The following is an 18,983-nucleotide window of genomic DNA, read 5'->3' as shown; positions in this document are numbered from 1 at the left end:
TCACCGAGAGGCTCCGAAGGCCGCGGAGGCCCCGCGGTCAGGCGCCGAAGAGCTGCGTCCAGTACGTGCCCGCCGCGCCGCCGCCCGCGAAGCCGATGCCTATGTGGGTGAAGGCCGGCTTGAGGATGTTGGCGCGGTGGCCGGGGCTGTTCATCCAGCCTCGTACGACCTCGGCGGCGGAGCGCTGGCCGCAGGCGATGTTCTCGCCGATGGTGCGACGGGTGCTGCCCGCGGCGGCGGCGCGGTGCCAGGGTTCGCTCCCGTCGGGGGAGGTGTGGGAGTAGAAGGCGCGGGCCACCATGTCCGCGCTGTGCGCCTGTGCCGCCGTGGTGAGCAGAGAGTCGGGGGCGAGGGGCGGCAGTCCGGCCGAGGCGCGCTCGGCGTTGGTGAGCGCGATGACGTCGGCGGCCGTCTGCGCGAGCCCGCCGGGGGTGAAGGGCCGGGCCCACAGCGCCGTCCAGTAGAGCGTGCCGGAGCGGCTGTCGGGGACGTACGCCACGCCGGTCTCGGTGAACGCCGGGTCGTGGAGCGTGCCGCGGGACTGCTCGCCCGACAGGCAGTACTCCACGAACTCGGCCGGGGTGCGCGGGCCGGAGACCAGGTGTTCGCCGACGGTGAGATACGCGTATCCGCCCGCGGTGACGCGCTGGTACACGGACAGCCCGTCCGCGCCCTCGGAGCCCAGACGCCCTTGCGCGGCCATGCCGACGGCGTGGGCGCGGGCCGCGGTTCCGAGCCGGGCGTCGAGCGAGACGGGTGGTGAACCGGCGGCGGTGCGCGCGGAGTTGACCAGGCCGAGAAAGCCGTCGGGGTCTGCGGCACGAGGGCCTCCGGCCGGTGCGGCAGGTGAGATACGAGCACTCGGAGCCGGAGCCGGAGCCGGGGCCGGGGCCGGGGCCGGGGCCGGAGCGGTGCCCGGGCGTGCAGCCGGTGCGCGCCCGGTTCCGCGCAGCCGGTCGAGCCCGGCACGTGCGACGCTCAGGGCCGTCGCGACACCGGTGCCCCTGGAGCCCGAGGCAGGGGAGCCCTCTGGAGCCGCGCCCCCGCCCGCGTCGGCGTCCTCGCTGACGTCCACGCCGAAGTCCCGTGCGATGCCTGCCAGTCCGTCCGCGTACCCCTGGCCCAATGCGCGGATCTTCCACGTCGTGCCGCGACGGTAGATCTCGGCGAGCAGCAGCACGGTCTCCTGCTGGGGCCGCGGCGGGGTGAACCGGGCGAGGACACGGCCGCCCGGCCCGGTCACACGCAGGTTCGGGGCGGGCAGTCGGCCCAGCGGAGTGCCGGCCTCGGCGGGAGAGACGACCACGGTGACGCGGCTCGCCCCCGGCCGCAGCGCGAGCGGGTCGACGCTGATCGTCTCGCCGGTGAGGCGCGCACCGGGCGCGCTCGGCTGGTTGTAGAACACGAAGTCGCCGTCCGAGCGCACCTTGCCGCTGTCATCAGTGATGAGCGCGGACACGTCGAACGGCCCCGGCACCTGAAGCGTCAGGGTGCCACCCGGCAGGGCCAGATTGCCTCCGGGAACCAACTCGCTCATCGTGCCGCCGCCTGTCGGGATGCTGAATCCGCTGTCCGCGCCCCGAGGGGCGTTGCCCGGACAACGTCTCACCGGTGAGCGGCGGTTCCCGGGCCCGTCGCGAGCGAGGGGGCGAAGCCGAAATGCCAGCCCTTCGACGAGTTCCCACTGGGGTGCGGACGCTTCAGGGTCCTGCGCCGTGGTGAAGTCGACGCGACTGAGAGCGGCGCCGAGCGTCTCGTCGTAGAACTGCCGGGTTCGGTCGGGGTGTTCGCAGGCAAGGGTCTGTACCGTTCGCGTCGCAGTCGCGCGGCAACCCTACGGTTTGCGGCCGACCCCGCACCACATGGGGAGCGTGCCGGTGGTGGGTGCGGCTTCGGGGTCGGGCCGCCACTGCGGCAGCTGTACGACTCCCGGGTCCAGAAGGTCCGTGCCGGCGAAGAAGCGAGTGACCTCGCCGTGCGGGCGGGGGGTCGCCGCCGCGTGTTCGGCGGCCCGCTCGTTGTACACGCGCATCGACTCGGCGACTTCGTCGGCTCCGATGTCCGACGCCGGGTGGGAGAGGACGAGATGGCTGCCGGGGGCGAGCGCGTCCAGGAGGCCGCGCGTGATGGCGTACGGGTCGTCGGCGTCCGGGACGTACTGCAGGATCGCCACGAGCATGAGGCCCACCGGCTTCGACAGGTCCAGCGTGTCCTGCGCCGCGGTGAGAATGCGGTCGACGTCGCGCAGGTCCGCCTGCAGGTATTCCGTCGCCCCTTCCGGGCTGCTGACGAGCAGCGCATGCGCGTGGGCCAGCACGATCGGGTCGTTGTCGACGTACACCACCCGGGCGCCGGGATCGACCCGTTGCGCCACCTCGTGGGTGTTGTCCGCCGTGGGGATGCCGGTCCCGATGTCGAGGAACTGCCGGATCCCCGGCTTCCCGGCCAGCTCGCGCACCGCCCGCCCCAGGAAGGCCAGGTTGGCCCTGACCGCGGGAATGATCTCCGGATTGGCCGCGGCGGCCAGCTCGGCCGCCTCCTGGTCGGCCGGGTAGTTGTCCTTGCCGCCCAGCCAGGCGTTGTACACGCGCGCGGGATGCGCCACGGAGGAGTTGATCGGGGTCATTCCGCCCGCCGACCGCTCGTGCATGGTGCTCAGCTCCCCACTCACTGTCATATGCCTGCCGCAGGCACACAGTAGTCGACACGAATCAGCAACTCGTGGGCGGGCAGCGGCAGTTGCTGATACCGGTACTGCTCCTCAGGAGGCCAGTTCCCGGGCGCGCTGAGCCGCCTCGCGTACGGAACCCTGGTGAACCGGCCCGTGCCCGGGCAGCATGACGTCCCCCGAAAGCGTCTCGAAGGTGTCCAGCGCGGTGAGCGCACCGCCTCGGGTGAACTGCCCACGGCCGCCAGCGATTCGAGGACCTTCGCGCGGTCGCCGGGATAGCCGGTGTCGACCAGGGTGACGGCGTCGCCTTCGGTGAGGATCACCCAGTTGGTGTTGCTGCCGTGCACCAGATGGACGTTGTCGGCAACTTGGCGCATATATGCCTGCATCATCATCCTGACCTCGGAGTCCCTGCCTGCCGGACACAGCCAAGCAGAAGTCCGGCCGAGTCAGCGCTGCGGGTCCGCGGAAGCGCGCAGTGACCTCAGGGCCAGCAGCAGGACGCCGATGTCGTCGAGGTAGACCGGGTCGGGCAGGAGGTCGGTCGGCAGCACGACGTAGGCGACGGCTCCCCAGAAGACCCAGGGCGAGCCCGTCGGGAGCCCCGCGCGCCTCAGCGCGCGCCGAGTCCGGACCAGCCGTACGAGGAACGTGACCGCCACCGCGAGGACCGCGGCCAGCAGTGCGGCGACGAGAAGGACCACAACCCACGTACTGGTGTCCATGCGTCCTGCCTCGGCTCGTCCGACTTGCCCTTCTTCGCGTTCAGCTTTCCCGGAGCGCGGGCCCGCCACGCGGCCTGGTAAGCCCGGAGCGCCGCCCGCCCCGCTTCTGCCCTGTGCTGTCGATTGATCACCTGGAGAGAACCAGCGAACAGTTGGGGTGTGCCCATGAAGATCGCCTGCGTCGACGGTGGCCCGGCCGGCCTGTACTTCTCGATCCTCATGCGGCACAACTCCAGATGCTGCGCAGACTGAAGCGCCGGCTCGGTCCCAAGCTCGCGCGGACCCTGCACGCGAGGCGCGGCTGACCGCCAAAGGGGCAATCCGTTTGGCTGAATGGCGCTGTTGCTCATGTGCTCCGCGATACGCGAGCGTGCTCAGTCATGGACCGTGACAGGAGCAACGCCACCCCCTCGCCGTCCCCTTCACCCTCACTCTCCCGTCGACAACTCCTCGCAGCCGCGGGCGCCGCCGGAGCCGTCACCGCTGTCGGCTCCGCGCCCACCGTGGCACAGCCGCGCACCGGGCTCTCGCTGTCCTTCTCCGCGGCCACCAACGGCTCCGCGACCCTCGCACCCGGCGGCGAGCGGCTGATCGCCGAGATCCAGAACGTCCTGTGGTCGCTGCCGCGCACCGGAGGCAAGGCCGTCCCCCTCACCCCGGCCGGGCTCGAACCGAACCGGCCCGTGTACGCCCCCGACGGCAAGCTCATCGCGTTCTGCGCGTACAAAGGCGGCGGTTTCCACGTATGGACCATGCGCCCCGACGGCTCCGACGTACGGCAGCGCACCGACGGCCCCTGGGACGACCGCGGTCCGGCCTGGTCGCCCGACGGCACCCGCCTCGCCTTCGCCTCCGAGCGTGGCGGCGATCCGGTGACCGGGAGCCCGTACCGCATCCATGTGCTGGACCTGTCCACCGGCGAACTGACCCGCGTCACCGGCCTCCCCGGGCAGGACGGTCCTCTGCAGGACGGGGCCTGGGAGGACTTCGACCCCGCCTGGTCGCCGGACGGGAAGCGGATCCTGTTCGTACGCGCGAAGGGCGTCACCACCGCCTCCGGCCCCGCACTCGAGGCCCGGACCGTCGCCGCCGTCCCGGCCGAGGGCACGGGTCCGGTCGTCGTGGAGCACACCGAGACGCAGGCCGCGCAGGTCATGACTCCGGCCCTCGCACCGGACGGCCGACGCCTGGCGTATCTGCGGGTCACGGCACCGCCCAACGGCTCGTGCACGCTGGTCGTCGACAGTAAACCCGTCACCGTCGCCGGAGACATCGCGCCGGTGCCCCCGCGCTGGACGACGGCGGGAGAGCTGCTGCTCACCGTGGACGGCCACTTCACCCTCGTACGACCGGAGAGACCGGCCGAGCCGGAAACGGTCCCCTTCGAGGGCGTGCTGCCCGTGGACCGGCCGCGTTACCGCGTCAAGGAGTACGACCTGGGGGAGGGGCGGGCGAGACCGGTGCGCGGCATTCATCTGCCGGCTCTCTCGCCCGACGGGCGGCGGATCGCGTTCGCCGCGCTCAATTCGCTGTGGCTGGCGGACAGTTCGGGGGGCCGGGCGCCGGAGCGGCTGCGCCGGTCGGAACCCACCCGCTATCTCCTCGGACCCGTGTGGGCGCGCGACGGGCGCTCCCTGCTGTACGCCGACGACCGCGACGGACTGCTCGGCGTGTACCGGCAAGATCTGGCCACCGGGGAGGAGACCGCAATCGCGACCGGCGGCCGGGTCCACCCGGCGCTCTCGCCCGACGGCACGCGGCTCGCCTGCCTCGACCTGACCGGGCAGCTCGTAGTCTGCGACCTGGAGTCCGGTACGGAACGCGTGCTCGTGACCCCGCTCGGCGCGGGCGGGCTGCCCGGCCGGCCCAGTTGGTCGCCCGACGGGCGATACGTCGCGCTCTGCGACCGGGGCCGCCTCAACCTCCGCTTCCGCGAGGGCTACAACCTCATCCGGGTCGTCGACACCACCACCGGCACCGACCACCTGCACTCCGTCGCACCCCATGTCTCCCTCGCCGACCGGTACGACTCCGGGCCCGTCTGGTCGCCCGACGGGCGCTGGATGGCGGTGATCGTCGAATCCGCGCTCTGTCTGCTGCCGGTCGCACCCGACGGCACCCCGCGCGGCGCCCTGCGCACCCTCACCACCGAACCGGCCGATCACCCGTCCTGGTCCGGCGACTCGAAGACGCTGCTGTACTTGTCGGGCGCCCGGCTGCGGCTGATCGACATCGACGGCGGACCGGCGCGGACGGTCCGCGCACCGCTCGATCAGCGCAGGCCCGCACCCGCCGACACGGTGGTGCACGCCGGTCAACTGTGGGACGGCACAGGCGAATCCGTACGGGACGACGTCGACATCGTGGTACGCGGCGGACGCGTCGCCGCCGTCGAACCGCACCGCCGGCGCGGCGCACTCAGGCGCATCGACGCCTCGGACCACACCGTCGTCCCCGGACTGTGGGACACCCACACCCACCCCTGGCAGATCACCTACGGCGGACGCCAGACCGTCGGCCAGCTCACCTACGGCATCACCACCGCGGTGTCGCTCGGCGGATTTGCCCATGAGCAGGCCCGGATCCGCGAGGCCGTGGCGACGGGGCAGTTGGCCGGACCACGGCTGCTGACCACGGGGGAACTGCTCGACGGGGCCCGCGTCGCCTACAGCATGGGACGCGCCCATGGCACCAGGGACGGGCTGCGACGCTCGTTGGAGCGGGGTGCCGCACTCGACTGGGACTTCGTCAAAACCTATGTCCGTGCGCCGAGTTGGGTGATGGAGGAGGCGGCCCGGTTCGCGCACGAGCGCCTCGGCGTACGGACGGGCGGCCATCTCCTGTCGCCGGGCGTCCAGCTCGGCCAGGACCTGACGACCCATCTGCAGGCCACGCAGCGAGGGGAGTTCGGGCACGCGGTGACCGCGTCCGGGCGCGCCTACCAGGACCTGGTGGAGATCTACAGCGCGCGCGGCGTCAACTTTGGCCTCATCGCCACGCCGTTCACCTCCGCGCCGCTCCTCGGCGCGGACCCGGGGCTCGCCGACGACCCGCGGGTCACCGCCGTGATGCCGCCATGGGACGTGGCCCTGGTCCAGCAGTCCGCGGGCGTGCCCCCGACCCCCGCCCAGCTGGCGACGCTGCGTACCGAGACCGACATCTACCGGCGGATCCTCTCCGCGGGCGGCCTCGTCGCCCTCGGAACCGACCAGCCCCTCGTTCCCGTCGGTCTTTCCCTCCACCTCGGCCTGCGCGCCTTGCACCGGGGAGGACTGTCCCCGGCGGCGGCCCTGCGCACCGCGACCGTGCTGCCCGCCCGGCTCTTCGGCGTCGAGGGGGATCTCGGCACCGTGCAGCCGGGCAGGCTCGCCGACCTGACGGTGGTGGACGGCGACCCGTTCGCGGACTTCGACACCCTGGTCCGCACGGTCTCCGTACTCCGCGGCGGGGTGCCGTACACAACCGAGGACCTGGTGGCCTCGTACGAGCCCGCGACCCGGCGCTCGAAGCAGAACTCGATGGAGAACCCGATGGAGAAGGAGGACTGGCTCGAAGTGGGCCGGCTGATGCGCCGGGAGGGTTGCTGCGACGCGGGGCACTGAGCCTACGATCCCCACCGTGATCGACCGCACGCCCCCGTCCGGCTCCCCGTCCGACTCCCAGACCGATGACGTCCTGCGCCTGGTGCACCGCGTACTCCGCACGGACGTCGTCGGCGTCTACCTGCATGGCTCCGCCGTACTCGGAGGTCTGCGACCGGGCAGCGATCTCGATCTGTTCGTNNNNCCCCCCCCCACGACGGAGCATGAGCGGCGGGCCCTGGTCCAGGGCCTGCTCGAAGTCTCCGAGGGCGAGGGCCAGGCCCGGAGCGGTCCCGGCCGCCCCGTCGAGCTCACCGTCGTCGCCCGGGGCGACGTCCGTCCCTGGAGCTATCCGCCCCGCTGCGAGTTCCTCTACGGCGAGTGGCTGCGCGACGAGTTCGAGCGCGGGGTGGTGCCCGCTCCGGCGCCCGCGCCCGATCTCGCGCCGCTGATCACGATGGTGCTGCTCGGGAACGCCCCGCTGTTCGGCCCGCCACCGGCGGACGTACTCGATCCCGTCCCGCACGAGGACCTGCGGCGGGCGATCGTCGCCGGTGTGCCGGAGCTGCTCGCCGAACTGGAGTCGGACACCCGCAACGTCCTGCTGACGCTCGCCCGTGTCTGGACGACCCTGGAGACCGGAACGATCACGTCCAAGGACGCGGCGGCCACCTGGGCGCTCGAGCGCCTGCCGACGAGGCACCGGTCCGTACTGGCCCGTGCGCGGTCCGGCTATCTCGGGCACGAGAAGGAGTCCTGGGACGGCCTGATGCCGCAGGTCCGCGCGCTCGCCGATCACTTGGTTGCTCAACTGAACGCGCAGGAGCGCGAATTTTAGGCCGGTTCGCGTTCGGAGAGCGACGCGTTCTGTTGCATGCTTGATCATTGGTCGTGCGCTGCCGCAACGAAAGTGACGAAAGTCGACCACAGAGCGTCTCCGGCGGTATACGCTCCCGGCACCCCACGTTCGAGTCCGTGCACGTGGGGGCCGGTCACCCCGGCCTGCTCGTGTGCGGGTTCAACGGAAAACCACCCCGAGACACATACCGAACGGTCTGCCGCAGTACTGCCCCACCGGAACCCGGTGGGACCAGCCGGTCCCGGAAAGCTCCCTGCACCCGGGCGCCGGTTCACCTGGTGCACCTCGCCGGACGTACGAGCCGTACGAACCAGTCCGGTGCGGTGACTTGTCACTTTACGAGGAAGATGACCATGCGCGTCCGCATCACCGCAGCTGCGGCCCTGTCCGCGGCCCTGTCCCTGTCCCTTACCGCCTGCGGTGAGAGCGGCGACGTGGGCAGTTCAGGAGACGAAACCGTCGGCATAGCGATGCCCACCACGGACTCCCCGCGGTGGATCAGCGACGGCCGCAGCATGGTCGACCAGGTCAAGGGCTTCGGCTACGGCGCCACGCTGAAGTACGCCGAGAACGACCCGAAGACCCAGGTCGAGCAGGTGCAGGCCATGATCGACGACGGTGTGGACGCCCTGGTCATCGCGGCGGTCGACGGACGTGCGTTCACCGATGTGCTGCGCAAGGCGGAGTCCGCGCACATCCCCGTGATCTCGTACGACCGCCTGATCCTGGGCAGCTCCGACGTCGACTACTACGCCACCTTCGACAACGAGCAGGTCGGCGAGCTCCAGGCCGACTTCCTCATCGAGCAGCTGGGGCTGGCCAACGGCAGCGCCAAGGGCCCGTTCAACATCGAGTTGTTCGCCGGCTCGGCCGACGACAACAACACCGGCTATTTCTTCGACGCCGCGATGAAGACTCTGCAGCCCTATATCGACAGCGGCGACCTCGTCGTGAGATCCGGGCAGACAGAGATGGACCAGGTCACGACCCTGCGCTGGGACGGCGTCAGGGCCGAGAAGCGCATGAACGAACTGCTCGACTCCCACTACGAGAACGAGCGTGTCGACGCGGTCCTCTCCCCGTACGACGGCATGTCGATCGGGATCATCAAAGCGCTGAAGTCGCATGGCTACGGAGACGGAGGCAGGCGGCTGCCCATCATCACAGGGCAGGACGCCGAGGTGCCGTCGGTGAAGTCGATCATGGCCGGTGAGCAGACGCAGACCGTCTACAAGGACACCCGCGAACTCGCGCTCATCACCTCGTACATGGTCAACGCGGTGGTCCACGGCAAGCGTCCGGCGGTCAACGACAGCAGTACGTATGACAACGGGGAGAAGGTCGTGCCCGCGTACCTTCTGGAACCGGTGAGCGTCGACAAGGGCAACTACAAGAAGGTGCTCGTCGACTCGGAGTACCTCAAGGCGAGCGACCTCCGCTGAAACGCCGGACCTCCGGGTTCGGTCAGTGCACGCCGTGCGGCCGGAACTGGATGCTGATCCGGGGCCCGGCCGCCCGCGTGGTCTTGGGGATCGCGTGTTCCCAGGTGCGCCGGCAGGAGCCGCCCATCAGGAGCAGGTCCCCGTGGCCGAGTGGGCGGCGTACGGTGCTGCCGCCGTGCCGGGGCCGCAGGAGCAGATCGCGTGGCGCGCCCACGGAGAGGATGGCGACCATCGTGTCCTCGCGCGCGCCCCGCCCGGTCCGGTCCCCGTGCCAGGCCACGCTGTCCCTGCCGTCCCGGTAGTAGCAGAGCCCTGCGGTGGTGAACGGCTCCCCAACTCCTCGGCGTAGTGCGCGGAAAGGGCATCCCGCGCCTCGGCCAGGACAGGGTGCGGCAGTACGTCGTCAGCGCCGTGGTAGGCGAGCAGGCGTGGGACGTCCACAGCGTGCTCGTACATCTGCCTCCGCTCGGCCCGCCAGGAAACCTCGGGGGCGAGCCGCGCGAACAGGGCGTCGGCGCCGCTCAGCCATCCCGGCAGCAGATCGATCCAGGCGCCGTCGCCGAGCCGGGTTCTGCGCAGCTTGTGCAGCGGGCCGAGGCGGATGTCGTCGGTCTGGTCGAAGAGCGAGCCCTGGAGGTGAGTGGACATGGGTACAAGGTACGCTCACATTCGAATGGTTGTACGATTATGTGGCCCGGACCTGGTGTCAGCCCAAGGTCAGCAGGATGATCGCGGCGCTCGCGCTCACCAGGCCGACCACCTGCCTGGGGCTCACTCGCTCATTCAGCATCACCAGCCCGAGGACCGTCGGAATGGCCGGATACAGCGAGGCCAGCACAACGGCGAGGGCCAGCATCTGCTGCCGCGTCGCCCAGAGGTACAGGATCAGGCCGAGAGCGGCGCCCGCCCCGATCACGGCGGCCTGAACCAGCGGCTTCGGGGACTGCCGGAACTTCGGGACATGCCGCCACACGCCGGGCAGCACCACGACGACCGCGGCCACCCGCCCCGCGACCACCGGCCACACCCCGCTGCCCGCACCCGCCTGGGCCAGCCCGATGTACTGCACCGCCACACCCAGACTGGCGAGCAGACCGTCCGCGGACGCCTGCGCCGTACCCGCGCCGCGGCGGACCTCTCCACCGGAGACGAGCCACAGCGCGGGCACCGTGACACAGATGCCGAGCCAGGCCAGGAGCGTGGGCCGGTCGCCCAGGAAGCAGACGCCGCACAGCACGGACAGGGCCACCCCGGTGACGGCGCTCACCGGCACCACGATGCTCATCGCCCCGCGGCTCAGCCCCCGGTTGAGGAAATGCATGGCCGAGCCGCTGCCGACCCCGGACAGCGCTCCCCACATCACATCCGCGGACCGCACCGCCTCCGCGGGCATCGCCAGAGCCACCGCCAGCGCCAGCAGGAGTCCGCCGATCTGCCCGAGAAAGGTGACCACGGCGAAGTGGATACGGCGCGACAGCAGTCCACCGGCGTAGTCGACGATGCCGTAGCAGGCCGCCGAAGCCAGCGCGAGAAGAGCACCCACCCGCCAGGCCTCAGCCCGGAGGCGCCCCGAGAGGCCGGTCGGTCAGGGCCCGGGCGACGCCGTGCAGGTTGGCGGCCATGGCGCGGCCCGTCTTGTGTGACCAGTCGTGGCCGCGCTCGTCGTCGACGTAGTCGGGGCCCGGGCCGGGACCGAGGTGCCAGTAGGTCCATGCCTGACCGGGGACGGTGTACCCGAGGTCGCCCAGAGCGCCCGAGATCTCGCTGATCACATGGTGGGCACCGTCCTCGTTGCCGGTCACCACCACGCCGGCGACCCGGTTGTAGGCCACGGGACGTTCCTCGTCGTCCGTCTCGGTCATCATGGCGTCCATTCGCTCCAGCACCCGCTGCGCGACCGACGAGGGCCTGCCGAGCCAGGTGGGAGAGGCGATGACCAGGATCTCCGCGTCGAGGAGCTTCTCGTGGACGGGCGGCCACGCGTCACCGTCGCCCGCGTCACTGGTGACGCCCGGCTTGATGTCCAGGTCGACGGCCCGTACGAAATCGACGTCCACGCCGTCCTTCGCGAGCTGCTCGGCGACGACGGTGGCGAGGGCTTCCGTGTTGGACGGTTCGGGTGAGGCCTTGAGGGTGCAGTTGATGATCAGTGCCTTCATGGGGACGACGGGTATCCACGGGAGTCCGGCCCATACGGGGTCGGACTCACATCGCGGCCTCAGGTGTGGGTCTCATGTCTGGTTGCCCTTCGGCCTGCCGCGCTGGTCCGGAGTTCCGTGGGGCGGCGGGTGGGTCGCCTCCGCGGCGGTGGCGGGTGACACCGACCGGCCCGCGCGGTGCGGGGACTGTTCGGGGCGTACGGCCCTGGGGTCGCCGCCCGTGGGTTCGGCGCCGGAGGCGAGCTCGGCCAGCCGGGCCTTGATCATCTCCACCACCGGCGTACGGTCGGCGTGTGCGCGCTCGTACGCCAGTACCTGCTCGACCTCGTCGGTGGACAGCGCCCGGATACGGGTCCGCAGACTGCCCAGCGGCAGATGGTCGAAGTCGGGCAGGGGCAAGGTGTCGCGGTCGGTGTGACTCATGTGCGTATTCCTTCCCGTTCCTTCCTGAGCGGCGGCGCACCCGGGCGTCGAGGGATCCCGTGCGTCGAAGGATCAGGTCCGCCCGGGGCCACCGCTGCCGAAGCCTCCGCTGGAGTTCTCGTCCCACTTCGGCGCCTGCTGGTCCGCCGCGCGGCGGGTACGGAGGTTGCCGTGTCCTCGCAGCCGGTGCGGAGTGATCCGGTGGCGTCCGCGCGGCACTTCGGCGGGCTCGCGGCGCTCACGGACCTCGTGCACGGGGCCGGAGTCGGGCGGCCTGGGCTGCTCCTCCGGGCGCGGCGGTGCGGGCTCGCGGGCGCGGATCCGGCGGCCACGCCACACGGCCCAGATCAGGGCGCCGACGATGACGAGCCCCACCAGGAACGGCACCACTCCGCTCACCACCGCGGAGGAGACGGCCAGTCGTGTCGTCACGATGTCCATCACCCGCGAGTACCCGGCGCGACCGACCGAAACAGCGGCCTGCGGCCCCGTTCGGCATTTCCCGGCCGCGAATTCAGGGGGTACTTCGCTGCACCCGTCACATTTCGGAATCGGCCGATGGCTCGGCGTCACGCCATTCCCGTCTCGATGGACCGTACCGGTGTGACCGGCCGGGTTTGGGTGACCGAATGCGGGGCAAATGCCCTATAAGTGCTTCGGACAGGAGGCACGTCCGTGGGAGCTGGTCCGCCAGATCGCGGGTGTGTTCCGAACGGTTCGTGTGTGCCTGCTCCCATGGTGACTGTCTCGGCACCTTCTGAGGGAGATGCACGCACCATGCGAGTCACCGTCAGATCGAAGCAACACCCGCACGACGATGCCCCCGACACGGCCGCGGCCTTCGAAAGGCTCGCCGCTCTGCCCGAGGGGCCCGAGCGCGACGCCCTCCGCGACGAGATCGTCCGCGCCTGGCTGCCCATGGCCGACCGCATCGCCACCCAGTACCGGGGGCGCGGCGAGTCGGTCGAGGACCTCTGCCAGGTCGCGGCACTCGGTCTCGTCAAGGCGGTCGCCCGCTACGACCCGGACCGTGGTTGTGCCTTCGAGAGTTACGCGATCCCGACGATCACCGGCGAGATCAAGCGCCATTTCCGGGACCATATGTGGGTCCTTCACGTACCGCGACGGGTCCAGGACCTGCGCAACCGGGTCCGTACGGCCGCGAAGGACCTGGCCCAGACGTCGTCCGGCCGTCAGCCCACCATCGCCGAGATCGCCGAGTATGCGCGGATGAGTGAGGACGACGTACGCATCGGTCTCGAAGCCCTCGACAGTTTCACCGCCCTTTCGCTGGACGCCGAACTGCCGGGCAGTGACGACGGTTACGCACTGGGAGACGTCCTCGGCGAGCCCGACGCCGGATTCGATCTGGTCGTAGACCGCGAGGCCGTGAAGCCTTGCCTGCAGGAACTCCCCGAACGCGAAAGGACCATCCTCTACCTGCGCTTCTTCGGAGGCATGACCCAAAGCCGCATCGCGCATCAGCTCGGTATCTCGCAGATGCATGTGTCCCGGCTGCTCAGCGCCTGCTGCGCCGAACTGAGGGAGAAGGCCCTCTCCGAGAGGGCCGCCTGATATCCGGCCCGCGGTCGTGTCCGCGCAGGCGTCCTGGAGCGTCCGCTCCGGTGTCCCGGAGCGGACAAACCCAGTCGCCCGGTGGGGGTGCCCCCGGGCCGGACGACCGAGCGGCGGGCTCACTGCCGAACCCTCCCGGGAGCGGTTCGCCAGTGTGTCGCCGCTGTCCGAATTAACCAGTCGGACGGATCCGAAACACTTCGGATCCGTCCGAACAAAGCGGTTGCCCTGCCCTGTTGGGGAATTTTGAAGAATGACCAACGGGTCCGACAGTTCGAATTCCGGAGGTGATGAGCGGGGCGATTACCCCAGTGGTGGTCCGCCCGGAATCTGTGTCGGCCCGTAACGATCGAGCGTGTCTTCCAGCGTGGCTCGAATAGCGGGTGGGAGATCGCCTTTCTGCCCCCAGATGATGATCAGCTCCGCGACATTCCGCAGCTTGATGTTCGTGTGCTGGGAAACCTCCCGCAGAACGGCCCAGCCCTGGTCGGGTGTCACCCGCCCCAGCGCGACCATCATGCCGATCGCCTGGTCCACGACGGCATGCGAGGTCACGGCTTCCTTCAACTGGTCGACCTGCTCCTGCAACGCGACGATCTGGGCCGTTTCGTCAGGCACGGTCGCCTCCTGTGGGCCACCGGCCGGCTCGACAGCTCCCGAACGGGTGTGTGAGGTCATCGTCCCCTCCGGGTCGGAGCGCTGACGTGTTTCTCCATCCTCGCCACTTGTCCGGCGGTGTGCCAGTGCGGGCGCCGCCGGATCCGTACTTGCTCACTCATGGTGGCGAAAAATTCACGAATTGCGAAGGTGAAGGCCGGGGCGCAGGGTGGATATGCCAGTCCATCTTTCCGCAAAGGACGGATCACCATGGCTAAGGCAAAGGGCAAGGCCAAGCAGATGAAGGGCAAGATAAAGGAGGCCACCGGCAAGGCCACGGGCGACAGGACCCAGGAGGCCGAGGGCCGGGGCGAGCAGGTGGCGGGCCAGGCGCAGGAAGCCGCGCAGAAGGCCGCCGACCGCGCGAAGAAGACCGGCCGGTAGCCCCCGCTCACCGACGCGATACCCCTCCGGCGGCCGTATCGGGCTCGGCCCGTGCGGTCGCCGGAGGCGTTTTCCGTGACGGTCCTCCATGACCGTCCCCGTAATTGCTTTTGCGTGACCGCTCTCCATGGTGACTCTTGTTCTCTTCGGCGGCCGGCGACCGAAGTCTCATCCGCGCTCGCGGAGGTACGCCTCCAGCTCGGCGGCCCCGGTCAGCATCGCCCGCCCGCGGGCGGACAGCCGACCGTGCCAGTCGCACAGTGCGGCCTCCAGCGGCTCCAGCCCGCCGGCCGCCCGCACCTGGGCGATCAGCGGGGCGATCTGCTCCAGCAGGTAGCCGCCCCGCCTGAGCTGGTGGGCCAGCCGGGCGTCCCGTACGTCGGCTTCGTCGTAGACGCGGTACCCGGTCAGCAGGTCGCGGCGCGGGCGCACCAGCCCGGCGCGCTCCCATTTGCGCAGCGTCGCGGGCCGGATTCCGAGCTTCCCTGCCAGCGGCCCGATGAACGTGCCGCCAGGCTCGGACACCGCGGTCGGCCCGGACCCCGTACCGGCCTCGAGCGCCGTGGTGGGCTTCAGGTCGCGGAGGGCGCTCTCCACGGCCTGGAGTGTCCGGCGGTCGTCGAGGAGCTGGGCGTGGCTCTCGTCGATGAGGCGGAACGCCTCATCGACCGCGCCCTGGTTCACGGCCCGCATGATCGACGTCGCCGTCTGGTGACCGTGGCCGGGCATGAGAGCGAGGAATGCGCGCAGGGCCCGCGCGTGCAGCGGGGTGTAGGTGCGGTAGCCGTGCGGTGTACGACCGGCGGCCGGAAGGATGCCGGCCTCCTCGTAGTTCCTGATGGCCTGTGTGGACAGACCGTGCTCGCGCGCCAGGTCAACCGGCCTGAGCCGTTCCCCGTTTTTAAGGTTTCGCCCCATAAGACTGACGATATCGCGGAAAAGTCTCAACTAAAGATTCAACGATACCGTTGAAGACATGGCTACTGACATCAAAGACATCGCCCATGCCGTCGAAGCCACCGCCGTCATGAAGCTGCTCCCGGCCCGGCCGCGGCTGCTCGCCCTGGGCGAGCCCACTCACGGCGAGGACACTCTGCTCGACCTGCGCAACGAGCTCTTCCGGCAGCTCGTCGAGCAGGAGGGCTACCGGACGATCACGATCGAGAGCGACTGCATGATGGGCCTGGTCGTGGACGCCTACGTCACCTCGGGCACGGGCACCCTCGACGAGGTCATGGAGCACGGATTCAGCCACGGGTGGGGCGAGTTCGCGGCCAACCGCGAACTCGTGCGCTGGATGCGCGCCCACAACGACGGCCGGCCCGCGTCCGAGCAGGTCCGCTTCGCCGGCTTCGACGGCCCGCTGGAGATCACCCACGCCGCGAGCCCCCGGCAGGCCCTCACCGCACTCCACGGCTACCTCTCGGCCCAGGTGGACGCGGACCTGCTCCCCTGCACCGAGGACACGCTCGACCGTCTGCTCGGCACCGACGACCAGTGGACCGATCCCGCCGCGATGATGGACCCGGCCCAGTCCGTGGGGCAGTCGGCCGAGGCCAAGGAACTGCGGCTGCTCGCCGACGACTTGGTGGCGCTGCTCGACGCGCAGACACCGCACCTGATCACGGCGACCTCGCGGGACGACTGGGACCGGGCACGCCTGTACGGGCGCACCGCCACCGGCCTGCTGCGCTACCACTACTGGATGGCCGACACCTCACCGGCCCGCATGACGCGGCTGTGCGTGCTGCGGGATTTGATGATGGCCCACAACCTCCTTGCCGTCGCCGCTCGGGGCCCGGCACTCATCCACGCCAACAATTCCCATCTCCAGCGGGAGAAGAGCACGATGCAGATGTGGGAGGGGCCGGTGGAGTGGTGGAGCGCCGGCGCACTCGTGAACGCCCGCCTGGGCGAGGAGTACGCCTTCTTGGCCACGGCCCTCGGCACGATCCGGCACCAGGGAGTGGACACCCCGCCACCGGACACCTTCGAAGGACTCCTGTACGCGCTCCCGGAGGACCGCTACGTCATCGACGCCCCGCGGCTGGCCACCGCCCTCGGCGACACACGGCCCGCGCCCCGCGTATCCCCCTGGTTCGGCTACGCCCCGCTGGACCCGGCCCACCTGGCGGGCAGCGACGGCATCGTGTTCGTCAAGGACGTCCAGCAGAGCTAGTGCCATAGTGCCACCCTCAGCAGTCCGGCGAACGGCGTGGCTGGTAGCGGCTGTCGGCTCCGCGCGCCTCGCGCAGCCGTCGGCTCTCGTCGGCGGACAGGGTGCCCAGGAGGTCGGTCATCGCCGCTCATTCCTCCCGGGCGACCTGCCGCAGAGTGCGTCCGCTGTGCACCGAGCGGGCCCGGCGCGGATCGGGCGTACCCGAGTCACCGGGCCGGGCCCGCTCGTCGTCCGTCTTCACCAGCAGCCACGCCTCGCGCCTGCCGCCGCGGAACCGGGTGAGCGCGTATCCGCCGTGCAGCTTCGAGCCGTCGAGCCAGAACCTGGCATGACCCCGCTCCAACGCCTCGTCGAAGGGCACGGGCCGTCCCCGCCGGTCATGGCTCATGGGCCGGTACGTACCGCGGTCCCAGACGATGACCGTTCCGCCGCCGTACTCGCCCTCGGCGATCACACCCTCGAACTCCTCGTACTCCAGCGGATGATCCTCCGTGGGCATCGCGAGCCGCTTGTCCTGCGGGTCGGCCGACGGGCCCTTCGGCACGGACCAGGACTTCAGTACGTCGTCCACCTGCAGCCGGAAGTCGAAGTGCATGGTGCTCGCGTCATGGATCTGCACCACGAAGTGCCGCCCGTCGTCCGAGGACACGTCCTGGCCGTGACGTTTCCCGGCTCCCCGAGGCCCCTTGGCTCCCTGAGGCTCCTTGGTCCGGTCGAAGTGGCGCTTGCCGCGGTAGGTCCGCAGCCGGTCCTTCCCAGCCACGTCCGGCTCCTTCCCCCGGCCCGCGGCTCCAGCGGGCCGGCACCGTCTCGCAGCCCCCGGGTACCCCCCATGCACCCGGCCGACTCAGGACCCCGCGAGGCTGATGCCGAAGACGTCCAGCACGCCGTAGACGCCGAGGAACACGATCGCCGCGCTGCTGATGGCGAGCGCCGCCGTCAACCACGGGTTGGCGCGGAAGCGCTTGTCGACGCCGGTGGACCGCAGCCGCCAGACCGCGATCACCACGGCGAGCAGGAAGACACCGCCGCCGATGCCACCGATCTGCACCATCAGCACCGGCGACTGCACCCAGAGGAAGAATGACGCCCAGACCGGCGGCAGGCAGCACGTCAGGATCTGGATTGTGCGCCGCCGTACGCGGACGTCGTGCCAGTCGATGACGCCGAGGAGTCCGAGGGTGTTGGTCCACAGCCGCGGCACGCTGGCGGTCGACCCGACCAGCGTCGAGAAGAGGACGGCGAACGCGCCGATCAGGAACAGGTACTCGGCCCAGGGGCCCATCGTGTCGGTGTAGATCCGGGACAGCGTGGTGATCATCGTGTTGCCCTCGGGGACCAGGCCCTGCGGATGCAGCACGGCCGCGCCGATGACGTAGAAGGACAGCGTGCACAGGGTGCAGACCAGCCAGCCGGCGGCGACGTCCAGGCGCATCACCTTCAGCCACCCCTCGGCCCGCCGCGCCCGTTCCTCGCTCCCGTCGTCCGGACCCGTCCAGCGGGCGTAGCCCTTCTCGATGCACCAGTAGGTGTACGTCGTCATCTCGTCGGCGCCGACTCCGGTGATCCCGAACATGGCCAGCGCCACCCCGGCCGTGCCCGCCGGAATGAGGAAGCTGAAGCCCTCGCCCAACTCGCCTGCCCCGTAACCGAATTCGGTCATCGGCAGCCCGAGCGCCAGCGCCACCGTGGCCACGGTGAAGACGACGACGGAGGCGAAGCACACCCGCTCCACCACGCTGTACCGGCCCGTACGCAGCAGGACCACGGCCAGCGCGGTGACCACCACCGTCCACACGGCGAGCGAACGGTAACTCAGCGCTTCCCCCGTGATCGGCCACATCACCGAACAGGCCGCCGCGGTACCGCCGATGATGCCGCCTCGCTGGAACATCTTGGCGAAGTCCATGCCGATCCAGAGCCAGTTGATCCAGCCCACCCGGCCGATTCTCGGAGCAACGCACTTGTAACCCTCCAGCGCCGTACGGCCGTTGAGGATCGTCCAGCGGGCCAGCTCCATCTGCACCCACACCTTCACCGCGGTGCTGATGACGACCAGCCACAGCAGTACGAACCCGGCCTCGGCGCCGAGCGAGGTGGTCACGATGAGCTCGCCCGAGCCGACCACGGCGGCCGACAGGATGAAACCCGGGCCGAGATGGCGCAGCCGCCCGGTGAAGGTACGGGGTGCCTCGCGGACGTCCTCGGCGCGCAGGGCGTACGGGTCGGGTTCGGTCGGTGGGGCCGCGGTTGCCGTCGGCGTGGTGGTTTTCGGCATGGCGGATCCTTCGGGGCGTCCGGCTTCGTCGCCGGACTCGGGGACAGAGA

The 18,983-nt window shown here is 70.4% G+C and carries 17 protein-coding genes and 2 pseudogenes; 6 read left to right on the top strand and 13 right to left on the bottom strand.

Annotated features, from left to right (window positions below; genetic code table 11):
* Positions 1 to 37: 37 nt before the first annotated feature.
* The 4 genes and pseudogenes from ACYVO6_RS18120 to ACYVO6_RS18105 form a co-directional block, all read right to left on the bottom strand.
* On the bottom strand, positions 38 to 1,537 hold the full coding sequence (locus ACYVO6_RS18120; RefSeq protein WP_461062423.1) for a CAP domain-containing protein: 1,500 nt from the start codon (positions 1,535 to 1,537) through the stop codon (positions 38 to 40).
* A gap of 297 nt (positions 1,538 to 1,834) precedes the next feature.
* Positions 1,835 to 2,650: an SAM-dependent methyltransferase gene (locus tag ACYVO6_RS18115; RefSeq protein ID WP_461062422.1), complete on the bottom strand. Its 816-nt coding sequence runs from the start codon at positions 2,648 to 2,650 to the stop codon at positions 1,835 to 1,837.
* A 233-nt stretch (positions 2,651 to 2,883) separates the two neighbouring features.
* Positions 2,884 to 3,060: pseudogene (locus ACYVO6_RS18110) on the bottom strand (MBL fold metallo-hydrolase); the annotation flags it as partial.
* A gap of 60 nt (positions 3,061 to 3,120) precedes the next feature.
* Complete coding sequence (locus ACYVO6_RS18105; RefSeq protein WP_461062421.1) at positions 3,121 to 3,396, bottom strand: DUF1232 domain-containing protein; 276 nt, start codon at positions 3,394 to 3,396, stop codon at positions 3,121 to 3,123.
* Between the two features lie 380 nt (positions 3,397 to 3,776).
* On the opposite strand from ACYVO6_RS18105, the gene ACYVO6_RS18100 reads away from it, so the two are divergent.
* The 3 genes from ACYVO6_RS18100 to chvE all read left to right on the top strand — a co-directional run bounded on the left by ACYVO6_RS18100 (position 3,777) and on the right by chvE (position 9,278).
* Entirely contained in the window at positions 3,777 to 6,998 is a 3,222-nt protein-coding gene (locus tag ACYVO6_RS18100) for an amidohydrolase family protein (RefSeq protein WP_461062420.1), read from the top strand.
* A gap of 16 nt (positions 6,999 to 7,014) precedes the next feature.
* Entirely contained in the window at positions 7,015 to 7,815 is an 801-nt protein-coding gene (locus tag ACYVO6_RS18095) for an aminoglycoside adenylyltransferase family protein (protein ID WP_461062419.1), read from the top strand.
* Between the two features lie 368 nt (positions 7,816 to 8,183).
* Positions 8,184 to 9,278 (top strand): multiple monosaccharide ABC transporter substrate-binding protein, encoded by a 1,095-nt coding sequence (chvE, locus tag ACYVO6_RS18090; RefSeq protein WP_461062418.1) that lies wholly within the window; start codon positions 8,184 to 8,186, stop codon positions 9,276 to 9,278.
* A 22-nt stretch (positions 9,279 to 9,300) separates the two neighbouring features.
* Here chvE and ACYVO6_RS18085 read toward each other — a convergent pair.
* The 5 genes and pseudogenes from ACYVO6_RS18085 to ACYVO6_RS18065 form a co-directional block, all read right to left on the bottom strand.
* Positions 9,301 to 9,926 (bottom strand): annotated as a pseudogene (locus ACYVO6_RS18085) (alpha-ketoglutarate-dependent dioxygenase AlkB).
* A 58-nt stretch (positions 9,927 to 9,984) separates the two neighbouring features.
* On the bottom strand, positions 9,985 to 10,821 hold the full coding sequence (locus tag ACYVO6_RS18080) for an EamA family transporter (protein ID WP_461062417.1): 837 nt from the start codon (positions 10,819 to 10,821) through the stop codon (positions 9,985 to 9,987).
* Positions 10,822 to 10,831: 10 nt separating this feature from the next.
* Positions 10,832 to 11,437 carry a flavodoxin family protein gene (locus ACYVO6_RS18075; protein ID WP_461062416.1) on the bottom strand — a complete coding sequence of 202 codons (606 nt, stop codon included), beginning with the start codon at positions 11,435 to 11,437 and terminating at the stop codon, positions 10,832 to 10,834.
* A 72-nt stretch (positions 11,438 to 11,509) separates the two neighbouring features.
* On the bottom strand, positions 11,510 to 11,860 hold the full coding sequence (locus ACYVO6_RS18070; protein WP_461062415.1) for a hypothetical protein: 351 nt from the start codon (positions 11,858 to 11,860) through the stop codon (positions 11,510 to 11,512).
* Between the two features lie 72 nt (positions 11,861 to 11,932).
* Positions 11,933 to 12,301, bottom strand: a complete 369-nt coding sequence (locus ACYVO6_RS18065; protein ID WP_461062414.1) for a DUF6479 family protein — start codon at positions 12,299 to 12,301, stop codon at positions 11,933 to 11,935.
* Between the two features lie 336 nt (positions 12,302 to 12,637).
* Between ACYVO6_RS18065 and ACYVO6_RS18060 the strand changes: the two genes are divergently transcribed.
* Positions 12,638 to 13,435 (top strand): RNA polymerase sigma factor SigF, encoded by a 798-nt coding sequence (locus ACYVO6_RS18060; protein ID WP_461062413.1) that lies wholly within the window; start codon positions 12,638 to 12,640, stop codon positions 13,433 to 13,435.
* A 303-nt stretch (positions 13,436 to 13,738) separates the two neighbouring features.
* On the opposite strand, the gene ACYVO6_RS18055 is transcribed toward ACYVO6_RS18060, so the two are convergent.
* Positions 13,739 to 14,053 (bottom strand): ANTAR domain-containing protein, encoded by a 315-nt coding sequence (locus ACYVO6_RS18055; RefSeq protein ID WP_461062412.1) that lies wholly within the window; start codon positions 14,051 to 14,053, stop codon positions 13,739 to 13,741.
* A gap of 249 nt (positions 14,054 to 14,302) precedes the next feature.
* Between ACYVO6_RS18055 and ACYVO6_RS18050 the strand changes: the two genes are divergently transcribed.
* A complete protein-coding gene (locus tag ACYVO6_RS18050; protein ID WP_461062411.1) occupies positions 14,303 to 14,476 on the top strand; it encodes a CsbD family protein in 174 nt (57 codons plus the stop codon).
* 168 nt (positions 14,477 to 14,644) lie between these two features.
* Here the strand turns inward: ACYVO6_RS18050 and ACYVO6_RS18045 are convergent, their stop codons facing one another.
* A complete protein-coding gene (locus ACYVO6_RS18045) occupies positions 14,645 to 15,394 on the bottom strand; it encodes a TioE family transcriptional regulator (RefSeq protein ID WP_461062410.1) in 750 nt (249 codons plus the stop codon).
* Between the two features lie 58 nt (positions 15,395 to 15,452).
* Here ACYVO6_RS18045 and ACYVO6_RS18040 point away from each other — a divergent pair, with 58 nt between their 5' ends.
* Positions 15,453 to 16,655 (top strand): erythromycin esterase family protein, encoded by a 1,203-nt coding sequence (locus ACYVO6_RS18040; protein ID WP_461062409.1) that lies wholly within the window; start codon positions 15,453 to 15,455, stop codon positions 16,653 to 16,655.
* A 127-nt stretch (positions 16,656 to 16,782) separates the two neighbouring features.
* Here ACYVO6_RS18040 and ACYVO6_RS18035 read toward each other — a convergent pair whose 3' ends face one another.
* Both ACYVO6_RS18035 and ACYVO6_RS18030 read right to left on the bottom strand, forming a co-directional pair.
* Positions 16,783 to 17,418 carry a DNA polymerase ligase N-terminal domain-containing protein gene (locus ACYVO6_RS18035; RefSeq protein ID WP_461062408.1) on the bottom strand — a complete coding sequence of 212 codons (636 nt, stop codon included), beginning with the start codon at positions 17,416 to 17,418 and terminating at the stop codon, positions 16,783 to 16,785.
* Between the two features lie 84 nt (positions 17,419 to 17,502).
* A partial coding sequence (locus ACYVO6_RS18030) for an Nramp family divalent metal transporter (protein ID WP_461062407.1) occupies positions 17,503 to 18,983 on the bottom strand: 1,481 nt, incomplete at its 5' end.

The organism is Streptomyces pseudoechinosporeus (assembly GCF_054783935.1).
Note: the sequence above shows the minus strand (reverse complement) of the source record. Positions and strands in the feature narration are given on the sequence as shown.

Coding starts and splice junctions, on each gene's coding strand:
- ACYVO6_RS18120 (WP_461062423.1), bottom strand. CDS start 1,537: ATGAGCGAGTTGGTTCCCGGAGGCAATCTGGCCCTGCCGGGTGGCACC.
- ACYVO6_RS18115 (WP_461062422.1), bottom strand. CDS start 2,650: ATGCACGAGCGGTCGGCGGGCGGAATGACCCCGATCAACTCCTCCGTG.
- ACYVO6_RS18105 (WP_461062421.1), bottom strand. CDS start 3,396: ATGGACACCAGTACGTGGGTTGTGGTCCTTCTCGTCGCCGCACTGCTG.
- ACYVO6_RS18100 (WP_461062420.1), top strand. CDS start 3,777: ATGGACCGTGACAGGAGCAACGCCACCCCCTCGCCGTCCCCTTCACCC.
- chvE (WP_461062418.1), top strand. CDS start 8,184: ATGACCATGCGCGTCCGCATCACCGCAGCTGCGGCCCTGTCCGCGGCC.
- ACYVO6_RS18075 (WP_461062416.1), bottom strand. CDS start 11,437: ATGAAGGCACTGATCATCAACTGCACCCTCAAGGCCTCACCCGAACCG.
- ACYVO6_RS18070 (WP_461062415.1), bottom strand. CDS start 11,860: ATGAGTCACACCGACCGCGACACCTTGCCCCTGCCCGACTTCGACCAT.
- ACYVO6_RS18065 (WP_461062414.1), bottom strand. CDS start 12,301: ATGGACATCGTGACGACACGACTGGCCGTCTCCTCCGCGGTGGTGAGC.
- ACYVO6_RS18060 (WP_461062413.1), top strand. CDS start 12,638: ATGCGAGTCACCGTCAGATCGAAGCAACACCCGCACGACGATGCCCCC.
- ACYVO6_RS18050 (WP_461062411.1), top strand. CDS start 14,303: ATGGCTAAGGCAAAGGGCAAGGCCAAGCAGATGAAGGGCAAGATAAAG.
- ACYVO6_RS18045 (WP_461062410.1), bottom strand. CDS start 15,394: ATGGGGCGAAACCTTAAAAACGGGGAACGGCTCAGGCCGGTTGACCTG.
- ACYVO6_RS18040 (WP_461062409.1), top strand. CDS start 15,453: ATGGCTACTGACATCAAAGACATCGCCCATGCCGTCGAAGCCACCGCC.